This is a genomic window from Mycobacterium sp. PDNC021 (genome assembly GCF_048282635.1).
GTDB lineage: Bacteria > Actinomycetota > Actinomycetes > Mycobacteriales > Mycobacteriaceae > Mycobacterium > Mycobacterium llatzerense.
The window spans coordinates 5,424,848-5,442,115 of the sequence record NZ_CP182502.1 but is presented as its reverse complement, the minus strand read 5'-3'; the positions used below and the strand labels follow the sequence as shown (position 1 = coordinate 5,442,115).

Here is a 17,268-nt window from a genome sequence, read left to right as displayed (position 1 = left end):
GGTTCGTCATTCAGCCGCGGCCGCAGCAGTCAGCGCAGGTACCGCCATCGGCACGCGCATGACCGAAGCAACCTCTGTCGTGAGCAGCTCTTCGACGTCGGGTACGGGCATGGTTTCGGTCATGCCGGTGGGTGTGCGCTGGCAGTCGCATTGCACCTGCGGAGAATTGACCGCTGGTCGCCATCTGCTGAAAGGGGTAGCGGTCAACGACGCGCACGAGCACGCGTACAGGACTGGTTGCACTGTTGAGTGGCCGCTCGTTGTCGCGCGTGGTTCGCGCACAACCGGATCGGTGCGCGGCTCGCAAGGGCGACCGTCGATGAACGATTGCCACTCAGTGGAGTAGGGCCGGTTGTGCATGGTCGGATCACTCATGTTGGGTGGCAGTCTTTTTCGAGTAGGGGGTTGAGAAGGGTCAGGTCGGTGCGAGTCAACCCGGTTGGTTTGTGTGCGTCGACGTGTCCGGAAGTGAATCCGTTGTTGATTTGTCTGATTGCCTCTTCGAGGTAGCTGGCCGGTGTGACACGACCGCCGGTGAGGTGATTGTGGTTACTGTTCAGGTGAGGGTTCGACGATCGGAGACACACCAATGACCGAAGCACCACCCGAGACCGGTTTGGAATTGCGGTCATTGGTGACCCCGGCCGGCATGCTCGAGCTCTCGCTGCACGACGTCGAAGTCCCGGCCCTGACCGCCGACCAGGTCGTGGTCCGGGTCGAGGCGTCGCCCGTCAACCCGTCGGATCTGGGTCTGCTGATTCCGGGTGCGGACATGTCGGCCGCGACAATCACCGGCACCCCGGGCCGCCCCGTTGTCACCGCACCGCTGCCGCCCGGGGCACTGGCACAGCTGTCCGTCCGGGTCGGGCAATCGCTTCCCGTCGGCAACGAAGGCGCGGGCACGGTGGTCGCGGCGGGGGAGTCGGCCGCGGCGCAGGCGCTCCTCGGTAAGACGGTGGGCATCGCCGGCGGCGCCATGTACTCCCAGTACCGCGTCGTCAATGCCGCCGCCTGTCTGGTCCTGCCCGACGGCGCGACTGCCCGGGACGGGGCGTCGTCGTTCGTCAACCCGCTGACGGCGCTGGGGATGGTGGAAACCATGCGGCGAGAAGGACATTCGGGTCTGGTGCACACTGCAGCGGCGTCGAATCTCGGGCAGATGCTGGTCAAGATCTGCCGCGCTGACGGAGTGCCGCTGGTCAACATCGTCCGCAAGGCCGAGCAGGAAGAAATCCTGCGCGACCTAGGTGCGGTCCACGTATGCAACTCTGCTGCACCGACTTTCGAGCAGGACCTGCTCGAGGCGCTCAAAGCCACCTCCGCGACACTGGCGTTCGACGCCACCGGTGGCGGCACCCTGGCGAGCCAAATCCTCAACGGCATGGAGCAGGCCGCCAACGCGACGGCGACGCAGTACTCCCGCTACGGCTCCGCCGTCCACAAGCAGGTGTACATCTACGGCAGCCTCGACACCGGACCCACTGTCCTCAACCGAAGCTTCGGCATGTCGTGGGGCATCGGTGGCTGGCTGCTCACGCCGTTCCTCGCCGGCGCGGGGGCGGAGGTCATCGGCAGGCTACGAGCCCGCGTCGCCGCGGAGCTCACCACAACCTTCGCGAGCACCTACACCCAAGAAGTCTCATTGGCCGGCCTGCTCAAGCCCGAGGCGTTCACCAGCTACCTCAAGAAGGCGACCGGCGAGAAATTCCTCGTGACTCCGCAGGTGGTGCCGTAGCTGCGAGTGCCCTGTGAAGCGCCTCGCGTGACAGGCGCACGGGACGGATCTCAGCTACCTTTCGGCTCATGATCTCCGTGGTCATCCCATGCCGGGACGGTGCGCGTGTCCTCGCCAAACAACTCGATGCCCTGCTGTCGCAGCAAACCAGTGCCGAGTTCGAGATCGTCGTGGCCGACAACGGGTCAACGGACGGCACTGCCGACCTGGTGCGCTCCTATTCTGATCCGCGCGTGCGTGTTGTGGATGCGGGTCGGGCGCCGGGCGCGAATGTCGCTCGTAATGTGGGGATTACAGCTGCCAAGGGGGAGTTCATTCTGCTGACCGACGCAGACGATGTGGTCCACACGGGCTGGATCGAGGCGTATCACCGCGCTTTCCTGGGAGGGGCGGAGGCGGTCGGCGGTGGGCTCGATCGAATCCTCGACGACGGCACCCTGTTGGCGCGGGAACGCCGGCTCTACCCGACTCTGGCCCGCAAAGATGTGTTCGCGAACGGCACGAACTGCGGCTTCACCCGTGAGGTGTTTTCCCGCGTGCACGGCTTCGATGAAACGTTCAAGCTTGGCGCCGATGAGGTCGACTTCTTTTGGCGGGTAGCCGAAGCCGGATTCATGTTGGAGTTCGTGCCCGGTGCGGTGGTGAGCAAGGTGCAGCGCACGGATCTGAAGGCGGCGTTCGTGCAGTATCGGAACTTCGGCCGCGGCGAAGCACGCATACTGGACAAATTCCGCCCGTGGTGGCTGGGACCCGCCGCAATGGGGGCGGCGTTGCAGTCGATCGTATGGGCCGCGGCGTGGTTGTCCGGTGTGGACCGCCGGAAGACGACGTGCTCGCTGGCGTGGAACCTTGGCGCGCTGCAGGAGGCAATAGGGCTGCTGCGTGTCCGTGCCGTTGGTCGGCCTGCTCCAGCGGTTCCGTAACTCAGCGCACGTGCTGCGCCGAAGGCCACGGCTGTCAATTTGCTGACGGCTGTCATCACTTTGGCGGCAACCGTCGTGTGAAGGCGAGAAGGTCGCCATTGAGTGCCCGGCCCACCAAATTGCGGTTTGCTAGATGTTTGTCATTTGCGCGCCGTTAGGCCGGTGACAGTCGTACCCTGCTTACCAGTCGACATCGATGAAGGCCTGGCAACGGCGCCCGGCCGCACTTCGATCTGATGGTGGAATGGCATGACAAAACCACGGCCGCCGCTGGAGCCGCTACCGCCTGTCGCGGCGGGGCAGGTGCATGCGCCGCTCAACCGGGATCGGACACCGCCGTACAAGATCGCCGGCCTGGTCCTGGCTCTGGTTGCCGCCGCAGGGATGGCGCTCACGTGGCTCCAGTTCCGCGGTGCGTTCGAGTCCAAGGCCCAGGTGTACGTGCTGGCCAGTCGCGCCGGGCTGTCGATGGACAACGGCTCGAAGGTCACCTACAACGGAGTACCGATCGGCCGGTTGAAGGGCACCGAAATTGTCAGCGCTCCCGGCGAGAAGCCCGAAGCCAAACTGATTCTCGACGTCGACCCGCAATACCTTCGCGTGCTGCCGCGCAACGTGGACGTCAAACTGCTCGCCACAACGGTATTCGGCAACAAGTACATCTCCATGACGTCGCCGCCGAACCCGTCGCCACAGCGTCTCAAAGCCGGCGACACCGTCAACGCCGTCAGCGTCACCACGGAATTCAACACGTTGTTCGAGACCATCACCGCGATCTCCGAGCAGGTCGACCCGGTGAAGTTGAACGCGACGCTGACCGCCGCGGCACAGGCGCTGGAGGGGCTGGGTGACAAGTTCGGGCAGTCGCTGGTCAACGGCAACGTCATTCTGGCCGACCTCAATCAGCGGATGCCTTCGATCAGGCACGACAATCGCGCCCTTGCCGATCTGGCCGAGGTCTACGCGAACGCATCGCCGGATCTGTGGGACGGCCTCAAGAACGCGGTGACCACCGAGCGCACCCTGAATGACCAGCGCGGCAACATAGATCAGGCGCTGATGGCCTCGGTCGGCTTCGGCAACACCGGCGGCGACATCTTCGAGCGCGGCGGCCCGTACCTGGTTCGTGGCGCGCAGGACCTGCTCCCGACGGCTCAAGTACTCGACACGTACAGCCCCGAGATCGATTGCGGTGTAAGGGCTCTCCCGCGTGCGGTGAAGGCCACAGCTTTTGCTGTCGGCGGCAACGGTTACTCGCTGATCTCGCACACGGCGCTCGTCGGCTCGTCGAACCCGTACGTGTACCCGGACAACCTGCCCCGAATCAACGCCAGGGGCGGCCCGATGGGCCGGCCGGGATGTTGGACCGTCACCCGCGACATCTGGCCGATGCCGTACATGGTGATGGACACCGGTGCCTCGATCGCGCCGTACAACCACTTCGGCCTCGGCTCGCCGTTCGCGTCCGAATACGTGTGGGGCCGTCAGGACGGCGAGAACACCATCAACCCCTGACGCGTGTTAGTTCTTGCGGCCGCAGTTCGGCTGGGCCGGCTTGGCCGGCCACGCGCACACGTTGAAGAACGTCTCGGTGCCGAACCCGCCACCGTCGAAGACGCCGTAGTTATCGCCGTGGGTACCGGTGTAGGTGGCGCCGCCGCCACCGCTCGATCCGCCGTCGTTCGACACGATGGTCGTGACGGCCCAGCCCTTGCCTTCGAGCGCGGTCTTGTAGGCCTTGACCACGTCAGCGGGGCCGCCCGTCACCTTGAAGCTGAGGTGAATTCCGTTGTCCGCGATAGGGTCTGGGCCGAAGGTCTGCACTGTACCGGCCGGCGCCGGCACCAGCGCCTGCAGTTCTGCAGGGGTCGCCGCAGCTGCTGATGACGACGCGGTGCTGGACGCTGCGGCGCTCGTCGCCGCCGAACTCGACGAACTTTTGGCGCCCGAGTCGGACCCGCCGCCGCAGCCGGCCACGAGGCCGATCACTGCAGCCGCGACTGCCACCGAACGAATTGCGTTGCTCATGGTCGCTCCCGTCGTTGAGCGCACGGTATCAACGTATTCGACGGTGCGGTCAAAAATGGCACGGTTGGGTGGCCGAGCGCATCGCACCTACGATGCCAACGTGGCAGGGGAAGGCTGGGTAGCGCACATTCCGACGGCTACCTACGGCCCGCCTCGGCTGGGCGGGGCGGTCATCGCGCGGCCGGCGATCACCCGATCCCTGCTCGCCTCGGACGCGGAACTCGTGGTGGTGACGGCGCCCGCCGGATACGGCAAGACGACCGCGGTGGCACTGTGGGATGACGCCGACGACCGGCCATTCGCCTGGGTGCGGCTGGACCACCTCGACAACGACCCTGCCCATCTGTTGCTGCACCTGCTGACCGCCGCGGACCAGGTCGCCGCTGTCGATGCCGCGACGTTCCAGTACCTCCGCGGCGCAGGCCGGGCCGCCGAATCTCAGCTGGTGCCGGCCGTGGTCGCGGCATTGGAGTCCGTGGGACCAATTGTTGTGGTGCTGGACGATGTTCATGAACTGACGCACGACGCGGCTGTCGATACCTTGCGTGCGCTGGTCCAGCTGGCCCCGGCGTCGACGACGCTGACGCTGATCAGCCGGACGTCGCCACCGCTCGATCTGGCGCGGCGCCGGCTGCGGGGCGGCGTGTTCGAGGTTGGTACCGAACACCTGAAACTCTCTGTCGCTGAAGCACAATCGGCTGTCGACTCTGTCGGTGGGCCCGACGGTCCCACGGCCGCGCTGGTGATCGACCGCTGTGAGGGCTGGGCGGCCGGGGTGGTCATGGCAGCGATGGCGTTGCGCGACGGCGCGTCCGGTGACGCGATCACCGGACGTCACCGCCTGGTGGCGGGCTATCTGGTCGAAGAGGTGCTGGCCCGGCTGGACCCGGCCGTCGAGTCGTTCCTCGTCGAATCCGCGGTGCTCGACCACTTCAGCGCCGACGACCTGAACGACGTTCTGCAGCGCGATGATTCAGCTGACATGCTGAGCGCGATCCATGCCTCGGGCAACCTGTTCCTGGTGCCGCTCGATGACCAGGGTGTCGCGTACCGGTACCACCGGCTGTTCGCCGATCTGCTCCGTGCGCGGCTGCGCGATCGCGATCCAGACCGGTACCGCAGCGTGGCCGCCCGGGCGGCGGAGCTTCTCGAGCGCGTCGGCGACATCGACGGCGCCCTGTTGCAGGCCTTGGCGGCCGACGACCCGGCACACGCCGCGGCGCTGGTCGAACGCGATGCCGTGCGTCTCGGATTCGACGGCCGCGCAGGCATCTTGGCGCGCCGGCTGAGGCTGCTCGATGAGCACGTCTTCGCCGACCATGCCGATGCCGCGATTGCCCGAGCCTGGTTGGGGGTGACGCTGGGGGACGCCGATCTGATCCAGCGGTCCCTGCTCGCGGCCTCGGCCGCGGACCGGGGCGCGGGCTTGGCCGACGGCACGCCATCGGTGAAAGTTGGTGCGGCCCTGGTCGGTTCCCTCGTCGGCATCGGCGGTGTGCTCGAGGTGGTCCGGCACGCCGACACGGTGTGTGACGCCGGCGACCACCTGGTCAACCCGTGGTGGGGCGCTGCCGCATCGGTCAAAGGCGGCGCGTTGTCGATGATCGGTGACGCGGAAAATGCCAGGGCCACACTGGAATCGTCATTCCCGGTCCTTGACGACCTCCCCGGCTTCCGGGCCGTGGCGTTGGCGCATCTCGCCCTGCTGGACCTCGACGACGGGGCCCTGCTGTCTGCGGCGCAGCGCAGCGCACAGGCCCGCAGCATCGTCGACTCCCGCGACCTGTGCGACCTGGTTCCCATGGTGTTGGTGTACGCGGTGGACGGGCTGGTGCGGAGCCACCGCGGCGACGTCGCCGGGGCACGCGACGCGGTGCGTGGCACCGAACGGCTCCTGGAGCGACTGGGAGACCTGGCGGCACGTACCGCGGCACTGGGACACGCGCTGACCGCGGCCACTGCCCTGGAGATCGACGACCCGCAGCTGTGCCGACGGCATCTCGATGCGGGACAGCTCGCCAGTCGTCGGGAGCCCGACGCCGCGGCGGTGCAGCTCCGGCTGGCGCGGGTCCGCGAACTACTGGCGGCGCATGCACAGCACGGGCCGCGGCCGGCCCTGACCGCGGCCGAGCTGCGTCTGCTCCCACACCTGGCCACCCACCTGTCGCTGCAGAAGATCGCCGGTGAACTGCACCTGGGCCGGGAAACCGTGAAGAGCCAGGCCAAGTCGATCTACCGCAAGCTGTCGGTGTCGTCGCGCACCGAGGCTGTCACCGAGGCGGCGCGCCTCGGCCTGCTCGACCAGCCCTGACCCGTCAGGCTTTGCGGGCCAGGAACCGGGCGAACGGGATCAGCATCGTGAACTCGGCGATCAGCACCACCGTGATCATCACCGTGACGCGCGGATCGTCGAAGTTCTGGCCGGCCACCACGAAGGCCGCCGCCGCATTGCGCTGTGCCGTGCCCAATGCGAGCACCGGCCGCGCGGTGGTGCTGAAAAACACCAGACCCCAACCGATTCCGGCGCACACTGCGGTGTAGACGATGGCCGCCAGGATGCCACGGGTGCCGTACACCGACAGCACCTCCCGGAAATTGGCGACGATCGTCAGGACGACCACCAGCACCATGCTGACGGTGCTGAGCAGCCCGATGGCCGGCCTGATCCGCGCGGCCACCGCCGGAGCCTGCTTCCGGCAGAGCAGCCCGATCGCCAAGGGGATCAGCATGAGGACCACCAACGACGACGCGATCGCGAGTGGATCGACCTCCGACCCCTTGAGGAAGATCGGCAACACGATCGGCACGTAAGCCACCGTGGTGATCATCAGCAGCGCCATCAGGCCCACCGTCAAACCCGCGTCGGCCTTGGCGAACTCGGCGAGTTTGATCAGGAACGGCGCACCCGCCGCCAGTCCGCACAGCAGCAGGCCGACGCCCAGCGGCTCGTCGAGGGCCAGCAGGCGCCACAGCCCGAAGGCAACCAGCGGCGCCGCAACGAAATTGGCGACCAGGGCCAGACTCACCACCCGAATGTCCTTGAGCGGTGCCAGAATCTGGGCCGGGGTCAGGCTCAGCCCGACGCCCAGGGTGCTGGACACCACGAACAGGACGACGGCGATGTTGGCACCGCGCGCCGCCAGGTCGCTCAGCGTCACATCGTCACCAGATTGCGCCAGAACGACTTCAGGCTGTCGCTGGCGCCGAACAGGGTTGTGAAGTGCGTCGAATCGACCAGCACGATGTCGCCCGCGCGGTCACCGCTCGGCGGCATGTGGATCAGCGCGTTGAACTCGGTGTTGCCCGCCAGGGTGAACGGGTGCGGCCGGGTCTGGTCGATCAGCTGCCGGCCCAGCACCCGAAGCTCCGTGCTCTCCGGAGCCGTCAGTGCGTAGTGCGGCAGATGCGGATGCAGGGCCAGCGTGGTGACGTCCCGGAGCAGGCCGGCCGAATCCAGATCACGAAAAGCGGTAAGCGGCACAATCTGTTTGGTGCCCTCGACCGTCGCGGGGCGCAGGCCCCAGGTGTTGTGCACAGGGATGTTCAGCCCGGTCAGCAGCGATCGCGCGAAACCGCTGAACCGCTGGATCCGTGGCGTCAGCGGGTCGCCGTGGTGCAGGTACTCCATCTGTTGCTGTTCTTTGTCGTCGGTGAAGCCGACGTCGTGGTGCGGGGCCAGCATCAGGCACGTGCCCTCGCGCTTGAGCCACTGCTGGATCGCGGCGATCTCTTCCGGGGCGGCGTCCTCGTCGCCCAGCAGGTGGTCCAGGCCGAAGATCATGAGAGTGTCGGTGTCGTTCAGGATGCGCTCATCGATCGGCAGCCGGTAGCCGGCCTGATCGACTCGCTGGAACACCGCCACCGGATGCCCGGTCGCTTCCCCGGCCACGTCCTGGAAGGCCAAGGAGGAGCGGTGGAACAGCTCCAACGTGCCGTCGACGCCTTGCAGGAAGTTCCGCGGGCTGTATTCGGGGCCTTCGTACGCCGGCCACGTCGCCGCGCGTACCTCGGTCATGGTGGAGAACCGGTTGTACAGCAGCGCCGGGTCGCGCTGCGCCTCCCACGGGTAGCTCCACGACCAGTAGATGCTGACGCGTCGGTTGCCGTTGTGCGACCGGGTGATGTGCGCCTGGTTGTAGGTGCGGGCGTAGGGCTGTGTCGATGCCATGATTTCTCCTAGTTCTTCAAAGTCGAGAGGTGACGCAGTGCGCTCAGGCCGGGCAAGAAGAAGTACGCCCCGCCGCGCAGCGTGGTGAATGCCGGTAACCCCTTGTGTACCTTGCGAATCGGCCGCTTCGGGATCGTGAAGTCCAGCGTGCCGTCCTGGGTGCCGCAGATGGGGTCGTGTTCGTTGCCGAGTTCCTGGAACGCCGCGTCGTTGATCCACACGTTCTGCGCGAACTCGAACTGCCGCACCAGGCTGGCGCAGATCAGGAACATCCCGACGCCGCGTTCGACGCCGTCGTCGGGCACGCCTTCCGGCAGTGCCGGCCCGTACGTGCCGCTGCGCCGGATCAGCTTGCGCCGATTGGGATTCGGCTCGGTATCGCGTGGATTGAGCCGACGCGCGTGCGAGCCGAGCGGGCATTTGTAGCCGTGCGGATCCATGGTGCCGTAGTCGAAATCGTTGTTGCGCATCGGATCCGCACCAAGTTCGGGATCGTCGTGCTCAGGGGCCAGCACCAACGGAGCCCCGCTGCGCCAGCGACCCATGAACTTGGCGGCCAACAGCTCCTGGCTCTCGGCGTCCTCGGCGTTCTGCCGCAGATAGTCGCGGAAGACCTCGACATGCTCCTCCAGCCGGCGGTACGCCATGAAACTACCGTTGCGTGAAAGAGCTTCGAGCGCAGGCTGATTCGATATCAGCCTCTCCTCGTCCGGATAGCCGAGCAGGAACTCGCCCGGTGCCAGCGCCCCACCCGCACCCGGAATCAGCTCCTCGCCGGACCCCTGCATCTGCGGCTGCGATACCGGATCGCGGTACCCGAAGTGATCGTGGTCGTACTCGAACGGCGCGGTGGCCGCCAGATCCAGATGCGACAGCGACCGGACGCCGGGGCAGCGGGCCAGCAGCGCGTCGTGTTCGCCGACGCATCGCACCCGTTCGTCCTCGTCCCGGGCGAACAGGATGACGATCGCGTGCAGATCGTCGCCCGCGAGCCCACCCAGCCAGTGCTCGGGTGCGGCCGCGCCGGTATCTCCGAGGATGTCGGCGCGCGCGGCCATGCCCTCCCGGAATTCAGCCGGGAAGGTGGCCAACGTCTCCTCGTCAAGTCCCAACGCGCGCAGCCCATTCCAGGTGAACGCCAGGTTGACCCACCGCTTGAAGATGTTGACCGTCTTGCGGACATCGGTCGCCGACTGCACGAGGGGAACCATCTCGGCCAGCCAGGCTTGCCCGGCTTCGGGGGTGTCGAAGGTCAGGAACTCGTACCGACCGGTCAGATGGGGAGTCCCGGTCAGCATGATGTGCTGAATGTCGTCGAATTCGAGGGCTGTCACTGCATTTGGTCCAACATCTCGGAGAACGCGGCCTTGAGTCGCAGCGCCTTCTTGACCTCGACGGAGGTGACGTACGGGTACTCGCCGTACTCCAGGAAGCTCGGCACCTGGTGCTCGCGGACGAACATGATGAAGGCCTCGGGGTTGGTCTTCCAATCTTCCGGGAAGCCCTCCAGGTGGGTGAACGCCGTGGTGATGCCCGTCGAGCTGAACAGCTTGACGGCGTCCTCGGTGTACTTGTCGAAGTCGGTGTCGAAGATGCCCTGGTACTGGAAGTGCAAGCCGGAGCCGACGTCGAACAGCTGCCACCGCAGGTAGTGCAGCTTCAGCGGGGCCAGGACATCGGGCTGCGCGGCGACAGCTGCCTCGAGCTGCTTGCCGTAGTCGCGGATCGCCTGCTCATGGCCGTCGAGCACCTTGGCGATGATGTTGAAGCCGTAGCACGCCGGGGTGCGCGGGTAGACCGGTCCGTAGCGGCCGCGGGTCAGCTCGAAGTAGCCCTCCTTCGGGATGGCTAGAGCTGCGGGCTGGGTCCAATCGTCATTTCCGTTGTGCGCCATGGCAACGAGATTATGAGCGCCGCGCACGCACGTCGTCCCCCGAATCGGGGGAAATCGTCGGAAGCTGACTCAGCCGCGGCTGACGGTGTTGGACCCGCCCGGATTCGGGATGTCCGGCGTCCCGGAGTGATAGGTGACGTGGTTGTCCATGCCGGACGTGACGATCTTGTCGGCAGAGTCGACGGTCACGGTGTTCTCGATGCCGGATACCTGGACGGTCGAGCAGTGCCCGGTGATGGTGACGCTGTTGGACACCCCGCTGATGTTGATCGGGCGGTCGTTGCATGCCACGGTTCGGTGGCCGCGCACACCCGCGACCTGGATGGGCGCGTTGGGATCATCGGACTGCGGCGGCAATTCGACCAGGCCCGGTCCGGACATCACCGTGGTGCCGTTGACCACCACCGAGGATTCGTCGCCGGGATGAGCCGGGGTCGGAATGGCGACCGAGATGCTGGGTTGCTGACCGGCGCTGGGCGGGAGAAACGTCGTGTGCTTCTTTCCGGTGAGGTTGGCGACGAAGACGATTCCCGCCACCACCGGCCCCACCAACACCGCGAGAACGACGGCGCCCAAGATCATGCGACGTGCGGCGGTACTCGGCACCCCCGGCGGCAACGGTTGCGCCGGCCAGGGCTTCTGCGGCCGGCTGTACTGGGCGGAGTACGGCCGACTTGTGACTGGCGTACGCGAGGACCACTGCTGGCCGGGTTCGGTCAGCTCCGAGGCCCGGGCCTGTTCGTTCATCGCGCGTTCGAGCTCGCGGATGCGGGCCTCGGGATCGTCGTCGCGACTCATGTTCCGATGCTGTCACACCCGGCGGGGCGGCTCAACGCCACAGGTAGCGGGTCTTGGGCCGGCCGGTCCCGCCGTATTCGCTTCGGCGCGTGACCGTTCCGTCGTCGGCCAGCCGTTCCAGATAGCGCCACGCGGTCACCCGAGCCACCCCGACGGCCTTCGCGGCCTCGTCTGCGGTCAGCCCGTCGGGACTGTCCCGCACCGCGCGGGCGATATCGTCGTTGGTCAGCGTGGCGGCACCCTTCGGGGCTGCGGATTTGTCTGCGCCGGTGCGTAATTCGGCGAGCGCCCGGTCCACCTCGGCTTGGCTCGCGGCGTCCACCCCAGGCGGCAGCGCCGTCCGGTATCGCTGATAGCGATCCAACCGGTCGCGGAACGCGGCGAACGTGAAGGGCTTCAACAGGTAGGCGAGCGCACCGTGCGCGACGGCCGCGCGGACCATCTCGAGGTCGCGCTCGGAGGTGATGGCGATGATGTCCGGCGCCGGCCGCAGCCCGGACAGTGCCGACGCCAGGCTGATGCCGCTGGCGTCGGGCAACCCGAGGTCCAGCAGCACCAGGTCGACGGGCTCGTCGGTGGTGGTCGCCCGGGAGGCGAACTGCATCGCCTCGCGTGCGGTGTGCGCCACCGCCGCGACGGAAAAGCCTTCCAGCCGTTCGACATACGTGCGGTGGGCCTCGGCGATCAGTGGGTCGTCGTCGACGATCAGCACCCTGGTCATGTGAGTACCGCCGGGATCGTCACCGACACCACCGACCCGTAGCTGACGTCCGACTCGAGGGTCCCCCCGTGCCGCCTGACCACCTGCGCCACCAAGGCCAGCCCGAGACCGTGCCCCGGCGCCGATTTCGTCGAATAGCCCCGGCGCATGGCGTTTTCGAACGTCTCCGGGTCCATGCCGGAGCCGCTGTCGGCCACCCGTAGCACCAGCTCGGCACCTGGCTCGCAGCGGACCGTCACCTCGATCCACGGCTCGTCGCGGTCGCACGCATCCATCGCGTTGTCGATCAGGTTGCCCAGCACCGTCACCATCTCCTGCCCGGTCAGCGGTAGATAGGAAGTGTCCGAAGGCAATTGCGAGTCCACGGTGACGGTGAAATCGATGCCACGCTCGTGGGCTTGCGCGCTCTTACCCAGCAGCAGCGCCACCAGCGCGGGTTCACGGACCTCACTGGACAGCCGGTCGACGAGTCGCTGCGACAGCTCCAGTTCGTCGGTGGCGAAGGCGACGGCGTCCGACGGGCGGCCCATCTCGACCATGGTGATCACCGTGTGCAGCTTGTTGGCCGCTTCGTGCGCCTGCGCCCGCAACGAATCGGTCAGCACCTTCAATGAGCTGAGTTCGCCCAGGGTGCTTTGCAATTCGGTGCGGTCCCGGATCGTCACGACCTCCGAACCCGCGGCGCCGGACACCGGTGAGCGGCTCACCACCAGCACCCGCTCGTCGGTGACGTGGACCTCGTCGCGCACGCCGGGGTCAGCGGCGCGCAGGAACTCCGGCAGATCGGACAGTGCCACCGTGCCCGGCGGCAGGGCCAGCAGGCGGCGCGCCTCGTCGTTGGCCAGCGCCACGCGGCCCTTCTCGAGCACCAGCAGGCCTTCGGACACCGAATGCAGGACGGCGTCGTGGTGCTCGTACATCACGCGTAGTTCCTCAGGCCGCAGGCCGTGCGTCTGGCGGAGCAGCCGGCGCCGGATCAGCCAGGCGCCGGCCGACGAAAGAGCAAGGGCGGCAAGGCTGATCGCCGCGATCACCGGAATCTGGTGGCGCCACTGTGCGGTCAGTGTGGTCTCGGTGATACCCGCGGCGACCAGACCCAGCACCCGTCCGGAACCGTCCCGAACCGGGGCGATGGTGCGTACCGACCGGCCGAGCGTCCCGGTGTAGAACTCGGTGAACGTCTGGCCTTTCAGGGCCGGCTCCATGGTCCCCAGATAGTGGGCGCCGATGCGGCTCGGATCGGTGTGGGTGAACCGGGTGCCGTCGGGCGCCATGACGGTGATGAACGCGATCCCGGTCTGTGCCCGAACGGTTTCGGTGACGGGCTGGAGCACCTCGGTGGCCCGGCCCGCCTGCAGGGCGGCCGCTGTTGACGGGGCGTCGGCCAGCGCCGTGACGATGCCGGTCAGTAATTGCTTGGCCGCGGCGTCGTTGGTGCGGCGGGACTGCACCAACGCCAGCGCGCTACCGGCGGCCACCACCGCGATGATGATCGCGATCTGCAGCGCGACGATCTGCCCGGCCAGAGACCAGCGCGGCGCGGCCGGCCAACTGCGCATCACTGCGTCCTTCTGTGAACTTCGGTGAACGAAATGAACATATGCGTGACGTGCCTCACGTTCTGGACCAACATCCTTGCAGAAGTTTTCGCCATCGAGGCCGGAGGATTCCCCGACATGACTGATCAAGCGCCGCGTCGCGACCGCACGCACTGGCTGTACATCGCCGTGCTCGTCGCCGTCGTCGGCGGTGTGGCCGTCGGCCTCATCGCACCCGGGATCGGCAAGGACATCGCGGTCCTCGGCACCCTGTTCGTCAACCTGATCAAGATGATGATCACCCCGGTGATCTTCTGCACGATCGTGCTGGGCATCGGCTCGGTGCGCAAAGCGGCGACTGTCGGCAAGATCGGTGGCCTGTCGCTCGGCTACTTCCTGCTGATGTCGACGGTGGCGCTGGCCATCGGCCTGGTCGTCGGCAACCTCCTGAGCCCCGGATCAGGCCTGCACCTGTCCGCGCAGGCGACCGGCCAGGGCGCCAAACTGGCCCAGAAGGCGCACGAGGCGGGTGGCCTCATGGACTTCGTCTCCCACATCATCCCCGAGACCCTGTTGTCCGCTCTGACCAGCGGAAACGTGCTGCAGGCCCTGTTCATCGCCCTGCTCGTCGGATTCGCCGTGCAGGCGATGGGCACCGCCGGCGAACCCGTCCTGCGGGGCGTCGAGCACCTGCAGAAACTGGTGTTCCGGGTGCTGAGCATGATCCTGTGGCTGGCCCCGATCGGCGCCTTCGGCGCGATGGCGGGCGTCGTCGGCCAGACCGGCTGGAAGGCGGTCACCCAGCTGCTGACCCTGATGCTCGGCTTCTACGTGACCTGCATCGTCTTCGTCTTCGGAGTGCTCGGGGTGGTGCTGTGGTCGGTGACGCGGATGTCGATCTTCCGGCTGGTCCGCTACCTGGCCCGCGAGTACCTGCTGATCTTCTCGACGTCGTCGTCGGAGTCGGCGCTGCCCCGGCTGATCGCCAAGATGGAGCACCTGGGCGTGGACCGCAGCACCGTCGGCGTCGTGGTCCCGACCGGCTACTCGTTCAACCTCGACGGGACCGCGATCTACCTGACCATGGCGGCGCTGTTCATCGCCGACGCCATGGGGCGGCCGATGGCGATCGGGGAGCAGTTGGCGCTGCTCGCCTTCATGATCGTCGCCTCCAAGGGCGCTGCCGGCGTCACCGGTGCCGGCCTCGCGACGCTGGCCGGGGGCCTGCAGAGTCACCGGCCGGACCTGCTGGACGGCGTCGGCCTCATCGTGGGCATCGACCGGTTCATGTCGGAGGCGCGGGCCGTCACCAACTTCTCGGGCAATGCGGTCGCCACGGTGCTGATCGGATCGTGGACCGGGACACTCGACCGCGCGAAGGCCGAGGCGGTGTTGCACGGCGCCGATCCGTTCGACGAACTGACGATGCTCGATTCGGGTGTCCCCAGCCCGTCCGCAACGTCGGTGTGACGCCTGTCTCATCGTGAACAAAATGTGAACTCGTCGATAACAGCGAATATCAGGCCCAGTTCAGGTGGGCGCCGGGGCCGTCACGATCTTGATGAACGGAAGTGGGGCCTGAGTTGTATCGTGCGGATGAGACGGATGGGATTCAATGCGTTCGTGTCGCTGTGTGATGTTTCGCTCACTTTGCCTGGGAATGTCGGGAAACAGTGTTCGGAAACCCTCAGAAATGAGGTCTGCCTGTGTTTGCTCAAATTGAATTTGCCTGATGTTTACCCAGGTCGGAGCGTCGATCACCTTTGATAACAAGTGCATAACAATTCGCACCTTAAGTAACTCCTAAGAGCACCTGTTCAATTCACGAGGTGGCGTCGCTGAAGCCGTCCGGAATGTCGGTGGGGATCACTACACTTCTTGAAAGCAGCGCTCATCCGGGCGCACCCGAACGGGAAATCGACTACCGGCGCGTTGCCGCGCCGGCGGAGGTACCGAAGATCGTGGCAAATAATAACGCTCGTGCAAAAGCGAAGCGGGCGAGCGCCCAGGCGCTGCGCGGAACCATGGACATCGCGCAGGTTGGCCGCGGCACCATCGCCGACATCGCCGAGAGCGCGGGCCAGTTGGTTGCGACCAGCTACGCCGACAACATGGTGTCGCTGATCGAGCCGCGCAGCCGCAGCATCCGCGATATCGCCGTCGACGGTGAACCGTTCGCGGTCGTCGCCACCGATGACCGGGCCTACGTCGCCGTGTCCGGTGCCGAATTCGACGGCATCGCCGTCATCGACGTCGCCACCGGTGCCGAGCTGGCCGCCTACCCGCTGGCCTCGGGCGTCAGCGCCCTGGCTGTCAGCCCCGACGGCAAGCGCGTGTTCGCAGGCCGCGCAGGTGACGCCTACATCGACGTCGCCGTCATCGACATCACCGCAGACCGCGTCGGCACCATCGAGATCGCCACCGGTGCCGCCATCAGCATCGACGCCCTCTCGGTCGACCACACCGGTCGCCGGCTCTACGTCGCCACCACCGACGAGATGGGCAGCCAGCTGGTCGTCGTCGACACCGAGACCGCGCGCATCCGCAACACCATCGTCATCGGTGCCCCGATCCGCAGCCTGGCGCTCGGCCCGGACAACACCGCCTACGTGCTGACCTCGGACCTGACCGCCCGCGGTGAGGTGCACGTCGTCGACCTGGCCGCCGGCCGCGTGACCGGTCGCTTCGCCGTCGGTGACGCCCCGACCCAGCTGGTGCTCGGTGCCGACGGCACCCGCGCCTACGTCGTCGACTACGACCGCGTCTCGGTGTTCTGCACCCAGACCAACGCGGTCGTCGACACCATCACCGCTGATGTGCAGCCGTCCTGCGTCACCGTCAGCCGCGACGGATCTCGGCTCTACGTCGCGGACGTCGCCGGTGACGTCACCGCGGTCGCCGTCGAGGCGCCCAAGCCGCTGCTCTACTCGCAGTTCATGGCGACCAAGTCGGTTGCCATGAACGAGGTGCGCGCGCTGGAGCCCGCGACCGTCTGATCAGTCCAAAGAGAACGCCCCCACTGTGAAGGTGGGGGCGTTCTGCGTTGTGCGGCTAGTGCGTGCCCGTGCAGTCGAGCGACACCGAAATGGTCTTGCTGGTCTGCGGCAGCAGGATGGAGTTGCCGTTGCGGCCCAGGACCGGTCCGGCGAACGGCACCCACTGCGTGGTCGACTGCGGATTGCGCACACTGGATACGGTGCACTGGGACATCGGCGCCGTCCCCAGCTTGTCGATCGTGACCACATAGCCCTCGGACTGCAGCCGGTTGATCGTGTCCTGTGCCGTTTCGGCAGCGGCCAATCCCGCCGGTGCCAGCACCGTCAGCGCAGCTCCGGCCATCGCTGCGGCGAGCGTCCAATTCCTGCGCATGATTTTCTCCTGTCGTGCCAACACTAATCATCCTCCTACCTGGCAGGGTCGGCTAGCATCTCGACATCCCAGCGGCAGCAACCCAGAGGCGAAA

15 protein-coding genes are annotated in these 17,268 nt (G+C 66.7%); 6 read left to right on the top strand and 9 right to left on the bottom strand.

The features are described 5' to 3' along the window. The first annotated feature begins 589 nt into the window (after nucleotides 1-589). The 3 genes from ACNO8X_RS25990 (at nucleotide 590) to ACNO8X_RS25980 (ending at nucleotide 4,173) form a co-directional block, all read left to right on the top strand. Entirely contained in the window at nucleotides 590-1,735 is a 1,146-nt protein-coding gene (locus ACNO8X_RS25990) for a zinc-binding dehydrogenase (protein ID WP_418003336.1), read from the top strand. Nucleotides 1,736-1,803: 68 nt separating this feature from the next. Continuing rightward, nucleotides 1,804-2,658, top strand: a complete 855-nt coding sequence (locus ACNO8X_RS25985; protein WP_418003335.1) for a glycosyltransferase family 2 protein — start codon at nucleotides 1,804-1,806, stop codon at nucleotides 2,656-2,658. Between the two features lie 249 nt (nucleotides 2,659-2,907). Further along, nucleotides 2,908-4,173, top strand: a complete 1,266-nt coding sequence (locus tag ACNO8X_RS25980; protein ID WP_418003334.1) for an MCE family protein — start codon at nucleotides 2,908-2,910, stop codon at nucleotides 4,171-4,173. A gap of 6 nt (nucleotides 4,174-4,179) precedes the next feature. Here ACNO8X_RS25980 and ACNO8X_RS25975 read toward each other — a convergent pair whose 3' ends face one another. Further along, a complete protein-coding gene (locus tag ACNO8X_RS25975; protein ID WP_418003333.1) occupies nucleotides 4,180-4,686 on the bottom strand; it encodes a hypothetical protein in 507 nt (168 codons plus the stop codon). Nucleotides 4,687-4,786: 100 nt separating this feature from the next. Between ACNO8X_RS25975 and ACNO8X_RS25970 the strand changes: the two genes are divergently transcribed. Further along, nucleotides 4,787-6,997 carry an AAA family ATPase gene (locus ACNO8X_RS25970; protein WP_418003332.1) on the top strand — a complete coding sequence of 737 codons (2,211 nt, stop codon included), beginning with the start codon at nucleotides 4,787-4,789 and terminating at the stop codon, nucleotides 6,995-6,997. 4 nt (nucleotides 6,998-7,001) lie between these two features. Here the strand turns inward: ACNO8X_RS25970 and ACNO8X_RS25965 are convergent, their stop codons facing one another. The 7 genes from ACNO8X_RS25965 to ACNO8X_RS25935 all read right to left on the bottom strand — a co-directional run bounded on the left by ACNO8X_RS25965 (nucleotide 7,002) and on the right by ACNO8X_RS25935 (nucleotide 13,826). Beyond that, the gene (locus ACNO8X_RS25965) at nucleotides 7,002-7,844 is read right to left on the bottom strand and encodes a bile acid:sodium symporter family protein (RefSeq protein WP_418003331.1); all 843 of its coding nucleotides are present in this window, start codon (nucleotides 7,842-7,844) and stop codon (nucleotides 7,002-7,004) included. Then, a complete protein-coding gene (locus ACNO8X_RS25960; RefSeq protein WP_418003330.1) occupies nucleotides 7,841-8,854 on the bottom strand; it encodes a hypothetical protein in 1,014 nt (337 codons plus the stop codon). The genes ACNO8X_RS25965 and ACNO8X_RS25960 overlap by 4 nt, the downstream gene beginning before the upstream one ends. 8 nt (nucleotides 8,855-8,862) lie before the next feature. Continuing rightward, the gene (locus ACNO8X_RS25955; protein ID WP_418003329.1) at nucleotides 8,863-10,188 is read right to left on the bottom strand and encodes a Dyp-type peroxidase; all 1,326 of its coding nucleotides are present in this window, start codon (nucleotides 10,186-10,188) and stop codon (nucleotides 8,863-8,865) included. Then, the gene (locus ACNO8X_RS25950) at nucleotides 10,185-10,748 is read right to left on the bottom strand and encodes a hypothetical protein (protein ID WP_043987781.1); all 564 of its coding nucleotides are present in this window, start codon (nucleotides 10,746-10,748) and stop codon (nucleotides 10,185-10,187) included. The genes ACNO8X_RS25955 and ACNO8X_RS25950 overlap by 4 nt, the downstream gene beginning before the upstream one ends. Before the next feature lie 69 nt (nucleotides 10,749-10,817). Beyond that, nucleotides 10,818-11,546 carry a DUF3060 domain-containing protein gene (locus ACNO8X_RS25945; protein WP_418003328.1) on the bottom strand — a complete coding sequence of 243 codons (729 nt, stop codon included), beginning with the start codon at nucleotides 11,544-11,546 and terminating at the stop codon, nucleotides 10,818-10,820. A gap of 31 nt (nucleotides 11,547-11,577) precedes the next feature. Then, a complete protein-coding gene (locus ACNO8X_RS25940; protein WP_133763382.1) occupies nucleotides 11,578-12,267 on the bottom strand; it encodes a response regulator in 690 nt (229 codons plus the stop codon). Further along, entirely contained in the window at nucleotides 12,264-13,826 is a 1,563-nt protein-coding gene (locus tag ACNO8X_RS25935) for an ATP-binding protein (protein ID WP_418003327.1), read from the bottom strand. The genes ACNO8X_RS25940 and ACNO8X_RS25935 overlap by 4 nt, the downstream gene beginning before the upstream one ends. Before the next feature lie 117 nt (nucleotides 13,827-13,943). On the opposite strand from ACNO8X_RS25935, the gene ACNO8X_RS25930 reads away from it, so the two are divergent. After that, nucleotides 13,944-15,275 (top strand): cation:dicarboxylate symporter family transporter, encoded by a 1,332-nt coding sequence (locus tag ACNO8X_RS25930; RefSeq protein ID WP_418003326.1) that lies wholly within the window; start codon nucleotides 13,944-13,946, stop codon nucleotides 15,273-15,275. Between the two features lie 554 nt (nucleotides 15,276-15,829). After that, nucleotides 15,830-16,801: a hypothetical protein gene (locus ACNO8X_RS25925; RefSeq protein WP_418003325.1), complete on the top strand. Its 972-nt coding sequence runs from the start codon at nucleotides 15,830-15,832 to the stop codon at nucleotides 16,799-16,801. Nucleotides 16,802-16,856: 55 nt separating this feature from the next. Here ACNO8X_RS25925 and ACNO8X_RS25920 read toward each other — a convergent pair whose 3' ends face one another. Beyond that, nucleotides 16,857-17,174: a hypothetical protein gene (locus ACNO8X_RS25920; protein WP_418003324.1), complete on the bottom strand. Its 318-nt coding sequence runs from the start codon at nucleotides 17,172-17,174 to the stop codon at nucleotides 16,857-16,859. Nucleotides 17,175-17,268: the final 94 nt, after the last annotated feature.